The organism is Anaerolineales bacterium (genome assembly GCA_037382465.1).
GTDB lineage: Bacteria > Chloroflexota > Anaerolineae > Anaerolineales > E44-bin32 > WVZH01.
On sequence record JARRPX010000019.1, the window covers coordinates 1 to 13,362 of the forward strand.

At 56.7% G+C, this 13,362-nt stretch carries 11 protein-coding genes; 5 read left to right on the top strand and 6 right to left on the bottom strand.

The annotated features are described in order from the left end of the window. The 5 genes from P8Z34_06890 to P8Z34_06910 form a co-directional block, all read right to left on the bottom strand. The coding region (locus P8Z34_06890) for a rhomboid family intramembrane serine protease (GenBank protein MEJ2550389.1) at positions 1-617 on the bottom strand (617 nt) is incomplete at its 3' end. Between the two features lie 134 nt (positions 618-751). Then, on the bottom strand, positions 752-1,939 hold the full coding sequence (locus P8Z34_06895) for a class I SAM-dependent rRNA methyltransferase (GenBank protein MEJ2550390.1): 1,188 nt from the start codon (positions 1,937-1,939) through the stop codon (positions 752-754). 114 nt (positions 1,940-2,053) lie between these two features. Further along, complete coding sequence (ligA, locus tag P8Z34_06900; protein ID MEJ2550391.1) at positions 2,054-4,081, bottom strand: NAD-dependent DNA ligase LigA; 2,028 nt, start codon at positions 4,079-4,081, stop codon at positions 2,054-2,056. Between the two features lie 25 nt (positions 4,082-4,106). After that, the gene (locus P8Z34_06905) at positions 4,107-4,973 is read right to left on the bottom strand and encodes a lysophospholipid acyltransferase family protein (protein ID MEJ2550392.1); all 867 of its coding nucleotides are present in this window, start codon (positions 4,971-4,973) and stop codon (positions 4,107-4,109) included. A 111-nt stretch (positions 4,974-5,084) separates the two neighbouring features. Next, on the bottom strand, positions 5,085-5,780 hold the full coding sequence (locus tag P8Z34_06910; GenBank protein MEJ2550393.1) for a glycosyltransferase family 2 protein: 696 nt from the start codon (positions 5,778-5,780) through the stop codon (positions 5,085-5,087). A 190-nt stretch (positions 5,781-5,970) separates the two neighbouring features. Between P8Z34_06910 and P8Z34_06915 the strand changes: the two genes are divergently transcribed. The 5 genes from P8Z34_06915 to P8Z34_06935 are packed head-to-tail and all read left to right on the top strand — an operon-like array spanning position 5,971 to position 11,393. Continuing rightward, entirely contained in the window at positions 5,971-6,327 is a 357-nt protein-coding gene (locus P8Z34_06915; protein MEJ2550394.1) for a hypothetical protein, read from the top strand. Between the two features lie 36 nt (positions 6,328-6,363). After that, positions 6,364-8,055 carry a hypothetical protein gene (locus P8Z34_06920; protein MEJ2550395.1) on the top strand — a complete coding sequence of 564 codons (1,692 nt, stop codon included), beginning with the start codon at positions 6,364-6,366 and terminating at the stop codon, positions 8,053-8,055. After that, entirely contained in the window at positions 8,052-9,437 is a 1,386-nt protein-coding gene (locus tag P8Z34_06925) for a radical SAM protein (GenBank protein ID MEJ2550396.1), read from the top strand. Before P8Z34_06920 ends, P8Z34_06925 begins: the two co-directional genes overlap by 4 nt. Before the next feature lie 17 nt (positions 9,438-9,454). Beyond that, positions 9,455-10,609, top strand: coding sequence for a radical SAM protein (locus tag P8Z34_06930; protein ID MEJ2550397.1), 1,155 nt, complete (start codon positions 9,455-9,457; stop codon positions 10,607-10,609). A 10-nt stretch (positions 10,610-10,619) separates the two neighbouring features. Further along, positions 10,620-11,393 (top strand): methyltransferase domain-containing protein, encoded by a 774-nt coding sequence (locus tag P8Z34_06935; protein MEJ2550398.1) that lies wholly within the window; start codon positions 10,620-10,622, stop codon positions 11,391-11,393. Between the two features lie 118 nt (positions 11,394-11,511). On the opposite strand, the gene P8Z34_06940 is transcribed toward P8Z34_06935, so the two are convergent. Next, positions 11,512-13,326: a formate--tetrahydrofolate ligase gene (locus P8Z34_06940; protein MEJ2550399.1), complete on the bottom strand. Its 1,815-nt coding sequence runs from the start codon at positions 13,324-13,326 to the stop codon at positions 11,512-11,514. Positions 13,327-13,362 lie beyond the last annotated feature (36 nt).

Here is a 13,362-nt window from a genome sequence, read left to right on the forward strand (position 1 = left end):
AATCCTCCGATATGGGCGAAGAACGCAACTCCGCCTCCCGACGAAGTGTTTACGCCGATGGAAAAAATGCCGTTGAAAAGCTGCAGCACGAACCACAACGCCAGCACCGACCACGCCGGCCATTCAGAAAGCCGCGAAAACAAACCCAAAGGAACGATGCCCTGCACTCTTACGCCAGGGAACAACACCAGATAACTTCCCAATACGCCAGCGATCGCACCGCTTGCGCCAACGAGAGGAACAGTCGATGAGGGACTGGCCAGAATCTGCGCAATCGCCGCTGTGAATCCGCTGGCGAAATACAAGAACAGGTACATGATTTTTCCCAACCGGTCTTCGACGTTATCCCCAAATAACCAGAGGTAGAGCATGTTACCGATCAGATGCGCCCAACCGCCGTGGAAAAACATGCTGCGCAGGATGTCCAACAATGATTCGGTACTGAACGGCGCAGCCGCAACTTGAGCCGGCACGACGGACAAGTTCATGAACATCGATTGCAGTTGGCCCTTGGGGAGACTGTCCTCCCACAAGAAAATCAAGACGTTCATGGCGATCAAGGTATAAGTGAGGATGGGAAAACGACGGGTGGGATTTATGTCTCGCAATGGGAGCATCTACAACCTCGCATCAGTCTTCGATCACGTGATGCCTGAAATCCGAAATGCGCAGCGGAATCACATTCCTCTTAATCCATTCTAACCGACGCCCAGCTGCGCATACAAGCTCTCGCACTTCGATTGCGGCGAAACTACACGAGATGGCACACCAGACCCTTCAGGTAGCGGCCTTCCGGAAAATGAAGCAATACGGGATGATCCTCTGGCTGATTCAACCATTTTACGATTTGCGCCGAGATCGCCGCATCGATTGCTGCACCTGCGACGATTTTTTCGAACAACGCCGGAGATACGCCGCCGGAACACGAAAAGGTGATCAGCGTCCCGTGCTGCCGCAGAAGCTTGAAGGCCAACAAGTTGATGTCCTTGTAGGCGCGCGCTGCCCTCTGTTTCGTCGAAGCCGTCGGCGCAAAGCGCGGCGGGTCGAGAATGATGGCGTCGAACGATGCCCCTCGATCCCGGAACGCACGCAATTCGGTGAACACATCAGCCTGTATCCAATCCCATTCACCCGTGGAATATCCGTTCAGTGAAACGTTCCGCCGAGCCAACGCCAGTGCATTTTCCGAAGAATCGACCGAAATCACGTGCTTTGCCTCTCCCGCCAACGCGGACACCGTGAAACCACCCGTGTAGCAAAAACAATCGAGCACCTCCTTCCCGCGTACGAGTGAGCGAACGATGCGTCGATTTTCACGCTGGTCCAGGTAAAATCCCGTTTTTTGCCCTTGGCGCACATCGACGAGAAATTGCAGGCCATTTTCCAGGATGACCGTTTCTTCGACCGGTTCATCCCCGAACGCCGCGAGTGTCCGCTGCAGCAGTCCTTCCTTCTCACGCGCCTCGCTGTCTGAGCGTTCGTAAATGCCGGCGCACTTGCCGTTGGAGGCCAATATCGAAACGATCGCATCCCGCCAAGCCTCGACGCCGGCCGTCAAGAACTGCACAACGCGAAGATCAGCGTAGCGATCGACGATCAGACCCGGCAGCCCATCCGATTCAGCATGGATTTCTCGATAGGCGTTCACGTCGGAGTCGTCGCGAAGGGCGCTGCGTGCATTAACGGCCGCATCGATCCGATGTTTGAAAAACCCTTCGTCGATACGCTCATCTGCATTCCAGGTCCAGATTCGAGTCCGAATGCTTGAAACAGGAGAATATGCGCCCCTTGCCAACCACGCGCCCGCGTGATCGAACACTTCGACCGTATCGCCGGATTGCGGATCCCCTTCGACGCGATCGATCGCTCCGGAAAATATCCACGGATGCCTGCGCATTACAGAACGTTCTCGGCCGCGCTTCAATCTAATTCTTTTCATCAGCGTATACACAGGGAGACAGGTTGGATCCTACTGCGCGGAGGGCATTCTTGCAGCAACCATTCCTCCTCGAAAACAGGAAACCTGCATGCTCCGGGCGCTTAGAATGCTGTATCAATCCTCTTTCAGCAAGGCTTTCAATCCATCTTCATCGATGGTGGGAATTGCTAACGTTTCCGCTTTCTGGAGTTTCGATCCCGGCGATTCGCCCACGACCACGTAGGACGTTCGTTTGCTGACGCTGCTGGTGACTTTTCCGCCCTGGCTTTCGATCAACGCCTTTGCTTCCTGCCGCGTCAACGACGGCAGTGTTCCGGTTAAGACGAAGGTCATCCCCTCCAACGGTGTCGGGCCGGATGGTGCGCCGGTCTCGGTCATCTCCGGCCAAACGCCTGCACGCCGGAATTTTGCGAGCAGTTTCTGGTTGGATGGTTCATGCATCCAATCGACGATCGCCGTGCCGATGTTGGGGCCTATGCCTTCGATCCGCTCGAGTTCATCGACCGTCGTTTCGGCGAGCGCATCAACGTTCCGGTAACGCCGGGCGAGATCCGCAGCGACGACCTCTCCAACACCGCGGATTCCTAAAGCGTTGATCAAGCGATCGAGTGATTGGTCCTTCGAAGCTTCGATGGCATCGAGCAGGTTATCGACTCGTTTTTCGCCAAATCCCTCGAGCGCCAGCAATGCATCTCGATCCAACGTGTAAAGATCTGCCACGTCGCCGACGAAACCTTTTTCAACCAACAACGCCGCGACTTTGATTCCCATGCCCTCGATGTCCATCGCGCTTCGGGAGACGAAGTGCTCCAGGTTGCGGATTAATTGCTCCGGACAGGCTGCGTTGACGCAGTAGACTCCAACTTCTCCCTCGACGCGTTCCAGCATCGCTCCGCAAGATGGGCAACGCTTGGGAATCGAATAGGGAACCTCATCCCCGCTGCGTACATCGGTCATCGGTCCAATCACGTAGGGAATGACGTCCCCGGCACGTTTCAGCAATACCCGATCACCGATGCGAATGTCCTTCTCTTCGATGAAATCGAAATTATGCAGCGTGGCCTGGCGCACAGTAACTCCCCCAACCACCACAGGCTTGAGAATGGCATACGGTGTGATCACCCCGGTTCGCCCAACGTTGATTCCGATGTCCTCCAGGCGCGTGGTAACGACCTGAGCCGGGAATTTGAAGGCGATCGCGCCGCGTGGATCTTTGCCTACCACACCCAGACTTTCGGACAGCTGCAGGTCATCCAATTTGATCACAGCGCCGTCCGCCTCGTAGGGCAATGTGTTGCGAATCTGCGCCAGATGTTCGGCGGCCGCAACGGCTTCCTCGATGTCGTCGCAATGCGAGATGTTCACCGCCACGGGGAATCCCAGTTCGCGCAGCATTTTGAGGGCTTCCCATTGGGAATTCGGAACCGGACCGTCCGCCTCCACCACGGCATAACAACGTAAACTGATCGGCCGTTTTGCGGTGAGACTCGAATCCAACTGACGTAAGGCGCCGGAAACCGTGTTTCTCGGATTCACGTACGTCCGTTCTCCCGCTTGTTCCAGACGTCGATTGAGTTCCTCGAAATCGGAAACCAGGATAATCGCCTCGCCGCGGACGACCAGGTTCCCAGGAACGTTTCCATCGTAACCCTGGACGGGTATACGCAGCGGCAGACTGCGGACGGTTCTCAGATTGGCAGTGATATCCTCGCCAATCTCACCGTCGCCGCGTGTGGCACCGAGTGTGAAGAGACCATCGCGGTAGTGCAGGACGACGGTCAAGCCGTCGAATTTCGGTTCGACGGTATAGGCTGCATCCTGCACCCGCGCGTCCAGTTTACGTATTCGCTCGTACCAGGCACGAACCTCGTCCGCATCAAACGCGTTCGCCAGACTGAGGATGGGCCGCGGATGCGGAACCCGCCGAAAGCCTTCCGCCGGCGTTCCGCCGACGCGTTGGGTCGGGGAATCCGGAGATTTCAGCTCTGGGTGCTGCGCCTCGAGATCCTCCAATTCACGTATGAGCTTGTCGAATTCGGCGTCACTGATGATGGGCGAGTTGAGCACGTAGTAGCGATAATTGTGCATGCGTATTTCTTCTTTAAGCTTCGCTACCCGCTTGCGAATGGTTTCGTCTGCCATCGATGTATTCCTTATTCCAATACTATCAAGACACAGTCAACGGGGGAACTTCGTCCGGCCAGATTGGTAGAAACATGAGCCATTCTCCGGGCCGCTCCCGGATGTAATCCTCGATGAGATCGATGTATCGCTGCGCCAGATGGAGGACATCCCGTTCGCGATCCCCGGTAATTACGGGCTCGATCGGCGGGGTTGCCACCGCGCGATATTTATTCGAGCCCATCGTCTGGATCATCCCGACGAGAACCCGGGATCCGGTGGCAACGGCAAGACGCGCCGGACCGATTGGTAAGATAGCCTTCCGCCCGAAGAAAACCAGCTCGTCGCCGCCCACGTCGGGGCGATCCGCCGCAGTCATGACCAGTCCACCGTTATTTAAACGCCGGATGGCTTCTTTGAGCGACTTCGGAGAGATGGGAGTCAGATTCAAGCCAAAACGCCGCCGGACGGCATTGTCGACGTGTACCCCGCCTTGCACGTTGGCGTAGGAAAGCGCCTGGATCGGATAGCCAAAAGCGCCCAATGCCAGGAGCATAATATTGAAGCTGCTCATATGCGCGCCGACGATCATCAAGCCGCGCTTTTCGATTTGGGCTTGATTAAAATATTCAACGAGTTGGGGATCGATGTCGATGGACGCTTTCACCGCCTCCGGACCCCCGTGCGTGGCCCGATACCAATCTGCGTAACCGCGGGCCGCATTTCGTATGACCTCATATACGGCATCGTCAAGTTCAGGCGCATCGAAAGGCAGCCCACGGATCACGGCCTGATTCGAACGGACGGCACGGATCATGCTCGAATCCCTTTGCGATACCAGCCGGCGGGCTACCCAGTCGGCGAAGCGATAACTCTGTTCCTGATTGAGGATTTTAACTATCAACAGCCCCAAAACGGGAGCCATCCTCGTACTTAAAAACGATATCAAGTTCATGGGCAATCCATCCGAATCGTCAATAAAATCTTGTTGTAAATCATGGCGCAGTAACAATTATACGTGCAATTAAGCCGGTTTCACCCCGCCGCTGTTTCGGCGCATGCGGTATGCGAATCCGACCATCTTCAAGAAGCGCAGCGAATCGTGCCATGGATGGAAATAGCTCTTTTTCCCAGTACCATAAATCGTGCGGATATCGACCCAGTCCAATTGGAATCCTTTGCAGACCGCCGTAACGAGCAGTTCCACTTCAAGTTCGAATCCCGTCGCCTGCAGATCCAGGGACTGCAGCAGTCGCCGGGTGTGCAGGCGGAATCCACTCTGATTGTCGAATATCCGCTGGTGCAGGGCCAGTGAAAGTAGAAATGAGCCGATACGGTTGGCGAAATTGTTGGGAAATGGCATGCGGCGGAAGTCACGCCGCCCGATGATCAAATCCGCACCGTGAAGCTCGTACCTGTCGATGAAATTAGGGATTTCCCGGGGATCGTGCTGGCCATCGGCGTCCAGGGTAATGACCAGATCGTATCCGTTGTCGATGGCCCACTTGAATCCGGTGACCAGGGCAGTGCCCTTGCCCATGTTCTTCTCGTGACTGACCACCGTTGCGCCCAATTCTTCCGCGACTTGCGCCGTAGCGTCCGACGAACCGTCGTCCACGACGAGCAACGGGAAATTTGATACTGTCGCGGAAACGATGGGTGCGATAAAATCCACCTCGTTCCATGCTGGAATTAGGGCCAATACTTGCAAGTTTGCCAAGGGGAAACCACCTGTCGTTGAAACGCCTGCATCGGGAGAAATCTTTACAAGCTGTATCATTCTAGCGTAGTCGGGCTGGACGTCAAGCCTGCCGTCGAGTGGGTATCATGACAAACCCAGACAAACGTCTATTGTCTCGGAACGCATGATTTGCTAGACTGAGGCAGGTCATCCGAAAGAGGGAGGCAGCATGTCTTCAGGAAAAATCATAGCGTACATCGCGGCAGCGATACTGATCTTCTTCGGCGTTCTTTTTCTCCTGGGTTCCGGCGCCAGTTCTCAAGGCGTACTCTGGATCATCATCGGCGTAATTCTCGTCGCCAGCGGCTTCGGCCTGATCTGGTTTGCCGGCCGGGCAGATAAACAAAAAACCGAATTGATTCAAAAAATCGAACTCTCGGGGGACATCAATTTGGAAACACTCACATGCCGAAGCTGCGGCGGTACGCTCACGGCCGACAACGTGAAATTGCTCGCCGGCGCTCCGGTCGTCACCTGCCCGTACTGCGGCGCGAGCTACCAGTTGAGTGAAGAACCAAAATGGTAAGCACCCTGTCCTTTTCCCGATTGTGAGGTAAATCGTATGCGACGTCTTCATAAGATTCTCCGACTTGCGCTGCTAACTGCCGTTCTTCTCGTTCCCCTATCTGCATATGCGCAGACCTACTCCTTTAGTCTGGACAAAATGGACGTTGACGTTTTTTGGGAAGATGACGGTAGTATGCGCCTCGAATATCTAATGGTATTTACGAACGATGCCAATGCTTCCCCGATCGACTACGTCGATATCGGGTTGCCGACGCAGTATTACAATCTCTCCAGCGCAGAGGCCAGCGTGGATGGACATCCGATCGGACACATCGCGCCTTCTGCTTACGTTGATTACGGCGTCGAACTGGGCCTTGGTGAGAATGCAATCCGGCCAGGCGACACCGGCACGGTTCATTTCACGATATCCGGCATACAGGACGTTCTATATTACGACGATGATGACAGCGAATACGTCAGCGCAGTTTTTTCGCCGCATTATTACGACCGTGACGTTGTACACGGCACTACGGATCTGCTCGTCGTGTTCCATCTACCACCCGGCGTTCAACCGGATGAGCCGCGTTGGCACAAATCACCTTCGGGATGGCCATACGATAGCCCCTACACCGACATCGACTCTCAAGGGCGAGTTGTATACGCCTGGGAAAACAAAGACGCCAACGGGTATACCCAATACAAATTTGGCGCTTCGTTCCCCCGCAAATACGTCCCCCAGGACGCGATTCTCACACCGAGTATCAGCTATCAATTGGGAATTTCCGAGGAGACACTCTACGGCGGTTTGTGCTGCGGCGGCTTCGTTCTCGTTTTCGGCGGCTTCATCGCACTCGCTACGGTCTTCGCCCGCCGGCGAAAGCTCGCCTACCTGCCGCCCAAGATCGCCATCGAGGGCCACGGTATCAAACGCGGCCTCACGGCCATAGAAGCGGCTGTTTTGCTCGAAACACCACTGGATCGAGTACTCACCATGATCCTGTTTGCCACCATCAAAAAGAACGCCGTGCGCGTCGTTAAAGAGGATCCCCTTGAACTAGAACGCTTGACGCCGAAACCGGAAGGTTTGCGTCCCTACGAGGAAGAATTCTTGAAAGCCATGATCGACGAAAAACCTCGCAAACGAAAATCGGCGCTCCAGAAATTGATGATCGATCTGGTCCAGGCCGTTCAGAAGAAGATGAAGGGTTTCAGCCTGAAGGAAACCCGCGATTATTACAAATCGATCATGGAAAAAGCCTGGAAACAGGTCGAGCAGGCCGAGACTCCCGAAGTTCGATCGCAGCGTTTCGACGATGGGTTGGAATGGACGATGCTCGATCGCGACTTCGACGACCATACACGCCGCACCTTCCGTACGGGGCCCGTATTCGTACCTATCTGGTGGGGCAATTACCGTCCATCATACCGGCCTGCAGGAACGAGCGTCCCCAGCACTGGACGCGTGCCGAGTGCGGCACCTGGCCGAGGGATGACCTTGCCCAAGCTGCCGGGTTCGGAATTCGCAGCCTCGATCGTAAACGGCGTACAGAATACGGCGAAAAACCTGGTTTCCAACGTCACCTCGTTCACGGACGGTGTCACCAAGACGACGAATCCACCGCCGCCGCCTTCCCGCTCCACCCGCAGCTGGTCCTCCGGCGGTGGCGGGGGAGGCAGCAGCTGTGCCTGTGCCTGCGCATGCGCCTGCGCGGGCTGCGCTTGTGCGTGCGCCGGTGGTGGCCGATGATGTTGTTCCGACGCGCGGCTTCCGGAATCGGAAACAACGACCCGAAACCGGACCTCTATGACTATACGAATAGGCGTGGTCGGGATCGAGTCCGCATTCACCTGCGCGTGCACCCAGACGGCAGCGGTCTGCTGCTCATCAACGCCCAACGCGCTTTTCATCTCAACCCCACCGCAGCATTCATGGCGTGGCTGCAGCTCGAGGGCTTCTCACAAGACGACGCTCTCCACGCCCTGCGTAAACGCTACCGGGTTGGCCCACGACAGGCGCTGCAAGATTTCTGCGACGTACGCGCCATGATCGACCAGATCATCGATCCAAACGGCGCCTGCCCGGTCTGCGATCTCGAACTCGATCTGCTGCCGCCTTTCTCCGAAATACCCTCCGCCCCATACCGCATGGACCTGGCGGTCACGTACCGCTGCAACGCCAACTGCGCCCACTGCTACAACGCAAGGCCGCGCAACTATCCCGAGATCGATACGCAAGCCTGGTTCTCCATCATCGACCGCATCCACGAGATCGGGATTCCCCACATCTGCTTCACGGGCGGCGAGGCCACGCTGCGCGAAGACCTGCCGCAGCTCATCCACCGCGTGCAATCCCACGGCCAGATTGCAGGTTTGCTCACGAACGGCCGCCGTCTGGCAGACATGGCCTTTCTCGATCGACTCATCGACGCCGGCCTCGACCACGTCCAGATCACGCTCGAATCACACATTCCGGAAATTCACGATCGCATGGTGCGTGCACCGGGCGCCTGGAACGACACAGTTCGAGGCATACGCAACGCCGTGGATCGGGATCTCTACATCATGACCAACACGACGCTGCTGCTGGATAACGCCCCACGGATCGGCGAGACCATCGCTTTTTTGTCCGAATTGGGCGTACCGACCGTTGGATGCAACGCCTTGATCTTGTCCGGCCGCGGGAAACAGGTCGGTACGGGAATCCCGGAAGACCAACTCGTACCCTTGCTGGAGGAAGCCCGCGAACGTACGCAGCGCTACGGGCAGCGGCTCATCTGGTACACACCGACACAGTATTGTCATTTCGACCCCATCCAGATGGAACTCGGCGTCAAAGCATGCACGGCGGCGATGTACAACATGTGTGTCGAACCGGACGGCGCGGTGATCCCCTGCCAGTCCTTCTACCAATCACTCGGCAATATGCTCGACGACTCCTGGGAAAGCATCTGGGAGCACGAACTTGCCGTGTGGCTGCGCGAACGGCGCTATGCGCCGGATAAATGCCAGGTCTGCGACGTATTCAACGAATGCGGCGGGGGCTGCCCTTTGACGCTGCTGCACGAGGAACAAACCCCCATGCCTCAGAATCTCGAGGCACCCTTCGTGCTGCTGAAAAATGAGTCTTGACGGAAAGGAACACGCCGATGAATTCGATTCTTGAGCGTTTCTTTGCACCCGCTGCAATCCCCGAACCATTAAAACCCGGGCTTTATCAATGGAAAACGCCCGACGACGCACCCGTTCAGTATCGCCTTCACCTGCGCATCGAAGATGAGGGAATGGGCGTTTTGATCGTCAATGCGGCGACGGTCCTGCACCTGAACCAGACGGCCACCGAACACGCATACCTGCTCGTTCAAGGCGTCAGCGAAGAGGAAGCCGCCCGGGTTATATCCGAGCGCTACCGCGTCAGCTACAAGCAAGCACTCAAGGACCACCGCGAGTTCCGGGATCAAATCGAAACCCTGGCGACCAATCCCGAAGTCGATCCGGTGATGTTCCTCGATTTCGACCGTAAAGAGCCGCTCGACGTAACGCCCTCCGCACCGTACCGCATGGACCTTGCGTTAACCTACCGCTGTGACGCCAGCGGCAAAATCGATCCCCTTGCCAAACACCGTGTGGATCGAGAGTTGACGACGGAAGAATGGGAGTCGATCCTGGATAAAATCTGGGATGCCGGCGTGCCCCACGTCACCTTCACGGGTGGAGAACCCACGTTGCGGGATGACCTGCGCGAATTGATCGCCCACGCTGAAAAACTCGGTCAAGTCACCGGGCTGCTGACCGATGGGAAACGTCTGGCCCAGGCGGCGTATCTGGAAGACCTCGCGCAGGCCGGCCTGGATCACATTCTCGTGGCCATCGATCTTTCCGATTCAAAGAGCGAAGCGGGACTGCGAAACGCCGTCGCTTCGGATGTCTACACGGCCGCACACCTGACGATCACGCCCGAAAATTCCGCATCTATCAACGACAATCTCAAACACCTGGCCGATCTCGGCGTGCCGGCGGTTTCTCTCTCGGCATCGGATCGAAGCAAGGAGCTGGCCAATGCATTGTCCAGAGCGCGCGATCATGTCGCCATGTTGGGATTGGATTTGATCTGGGATCTGCCTGCGCCGCATTCCGCCACGAACCCGCTCGCACTCGAACTGGAAGCCCCGCCGGAAACCGCCGGACATGCATATCTATACGTCGAACCGGACGGGGACGTCCTTCCCGCGCAAGGTTACGAAAAAACCATCGGCAATTTACTGACGGATTCCTTCGACAAGATTTGGGCGCACGAAGCATAGATCGAACGGCATGAAGCACGATCCCGATCTCATCGAAATCCACAACCGCTACCTGATTCAAGCGAGGTGGACGGCCGCGATTCGCACGCAGTGGCTCGAGCGATTGGCGCCGCGGGCCTCGCAGCGCGTGCTGGAAGTTGGATCCGGAACCGGTGCGATCATTTTCGAAATCGCAGATGGATACAACTGTTCCACCTTCGGTTTGGATATTGATCCGCACGCTTCCCACTTCGCCCAGGCACACGATGCCAAAACCCGTTATACGATCGGCGACGGTATGGAATTGCCTTTCCCCGAAGCAACTTTCGACTTCACGATTTGCCACTTCCTTCTCTTGTGGCTCGAATCGCCCGTCCAGGCTTTAGCGGAGATGAGACGCGTGACCCGTCCCGGTGGTTGGGTGCTTGCCCTGGCCGAGCCGGATTACGGTGGGCGTATCGATTATCCCGATTCGCTTGCCGAAGTCGGCGCGCTTCAGGAACAAGCGCTGCAGCAGCAGGGATGCGACACACGCATCGGCCGGAAACTGAGGCGCTTGTTCCACGAACTTGATTTGACGGATATCTGCGTCGGCGTTCTCGGCGGCGAATGGCGTGCGTCGACGATAGCCGAGATGTTCGAATCCGAACGCCAGACGCTGGTCCACGATCTCGAGCCGATCCTTCCTCCCCATGAGATCGAAAGGCTTCAGCGGATCGATCAGCGTGCATGGCACGATGGCCAACGCCTGCTTTTCGTCCCAACGTTTTATGCCGGAAGCCAGGTTCCGAAACCGGAACTGTGACCGTATTCTTCCAGGCGATCTGGTGAGAGAAACAAAAAAACATCCCGGTGGCGGATCGTCACCGGGATGTTTCGTGATACGTGAGTTCCGCTTTTAGAACAAACCGACGATCTTGCCGTCATCCAGATCGAGGTCGATCGCCATGTACGCCGGGTAGGTAGTAAGACCGGACCTCGCGAATGGGCACGGTAAAACCGGTCGGTACGCCCTTTAGCGTTGGATCGTGGCTGAAGCTCAAGTGGGTCTTCGCCATACACATCGGCAGTTTCCCGAATCCCGCCTTCTCGTACGATTCGATTTGCTCTTCCGCCAAAGGCTCGTAGCTGACGCCGTCCGCGCCGTAGAATTCCTTGCAGATGTATTCGATCTTCTGCTTGATCGACCAATCCAGCGGATACAGAAACTGGAAGTTGCTCGACTGTTCGCATGCGTCGACGACCGCCTGGGCGAGTTCTTTCGATCCGGCGCCGCCGTCCATCCAGTGCGTGCTCTTCACGGCTGCGAAGGCGCCTTTCTCTTCGGAGTATTTACGCACCATTTCCATTTCAGCGGCCGTGTCGTCCTTGAAACCATTGACCGCGACGACCACCGGAATTCCGAATCGCAGGGCGTTCTCGATGTGCTTGCCGAGATTGGGCAGCCCGGCCTCGAGCAGCTCGAGATTTTCTTCCGTGTAGGCGCGATCGAGCGGCGCTCCGGGCGTCACTTTAGGGCCGCCGCCGTGCATCTTCAGAGCCCGCACGGTCGCCACCAGGACGACCGCATTGGGAATGAGTCCCGAATAACGGCACTTGATGTCGAAGAACTTTTCCATGCCGATGTCGGCGCCAAATCCGCTTTCCGTGACGACGTAATCCGCGAGTTTCAAGGCAATCTGATCGGCGATGATCGACGAGTTGCCGTGGGCAATGTTGGCAAAGGGTCCGGCGTGCACGAAGGCAGGTTGGCCTTCGAGTGTCTGCATCAGATTCGGCATGAGCGCATCCTTCAGCAGCACCGTCACTGCGCCGGCCACACCGATGTCTTCCAGATTCACCGGATCGCCCTGCTTGTTCAGACCCACCACGACCCGGCCAACGCGCTCGCGCAAATCCCTCAAGCTGGTGGCCAGAGCCAGGATGGCCATTAATTCGGATGCGACGGTGATATCTTCGCCGGTCGCACGCGGGAAAACCGGACTGGGCGAACCATCTTTCAATTTGGCGTCGTTGAAGCCGATTTTGATGCTGCGCATGCTGCGGTCGCAGACGTCGACGACGCGGTTCCAGGTAATCGTTTCGGGATCGACGTCGAGACGCGCGAAACGAGTGATCTCGTCGTCCGTCAACGAGTCGGGATCCGTCTTCTTGATTCCCAATTTCTCCAGGCGGCGCAATTGGGTCGGAAGGAATTCACGCTTGCCGTCTTTTTCTGGGACCAATCGCTTGTAAAGACCGTGATCCGATTGGCGGGTTTCATGATACATGCGGGTATCCAGCGCTGCGGCGACGAGGTTGTGCGCCACGCTGATGGCGTGAATATCGCCGGTGAGGTGCAGGTTGAAATCCTCCATCGGAATGACCTGACTGTAACCGCCGCCTGCGGCGCCGCCCTTGATGTTGAAGGTCGGTCCCATACTGGGTTGGCGGATACAGACGATCACATTCTTATTTAAGTGCGTACCAAGCGCCTGAGTTAAACCGAGGGACGTCGTTGTTTTTCCCTCTCCCAGCGGTGTGGGCGTGATCGCGGTGACATCGATGTACTTTCCCTGTGGGCGATCCCCCAGGCGCTCGAGCACATCCAGGTGTACTTTGGCCTTGTATTTTCCAAACAGATCCAGATCGTCTTCAGTGAGGCCGATTTTGGCAGCGATCTCCTTTATCGGGCGAATATCTGCTTCCTGAGCGATCTCGATATCCGATGGAACGGGCCGCTTCGGTTTAAGCACCATAACGCATCCTCCTATGAGTCTTATCACGACAGTACG

Bases quoted from the DNA above. Each gene is read 5' to 3' on its own strand.
- P8Z34_06895 (MEJ2550390.1), bottom strand. From the start codon at position 1,939: ATGAAAAGAATTAGATTGAAGCGCGGCCGAGAACGTTCTGTAATGCGC.
- ligA (MEJ2550391.1), bottom strand. From the start codon at position 4,081: ATGGCAGACGAAACCATTCGCAAGCGGGTAGCGAAGCTTAAAGAAGAA.
- P8Z34_06915 (MEJ2550394.1), top strand. From the start codon at position 5,971: ATGTCTTCAGGAAAAATCATAGCGTACATCGCGGCAGCGATACTGATC.
- P8Z34_06920 (MEJ2550395.1), top strand. From the start codon at position 6,364: ATGCGACGTCTTCATAAGATTCTCCGACTTGCGCTGCTAACTGCCGTT.
- P8Z34_06925 (MEJ2550396.1), top strand. From the start codon at position 8,052: ATGATGTTGTTCCGACGCGCGGCTTCCGGAATCGGAAACAACGACCCG.
- P8Z34_06930 (MEJ2550397.1), top strand. From the start codon at position 9,455: ATGAATTCGATTCTTGAGCGTTTCTTTGCACCCGCTGCAATCCCCGAA.
- P8Z34_06935 (MEJ2550398.1), top strand. From the start codon at position 10,620: ATGAAGCACGATCCCGATCTCATCGAAATCCACAACCGCTACCTGATT.
- P8Z34_06940 (MEJ2550399.1), bottom strand. From the start codon at position 13,326: ATGGTGCTTAAACCGAAGCGGCCCGTTCCATCGGATATCGAGATCGCT.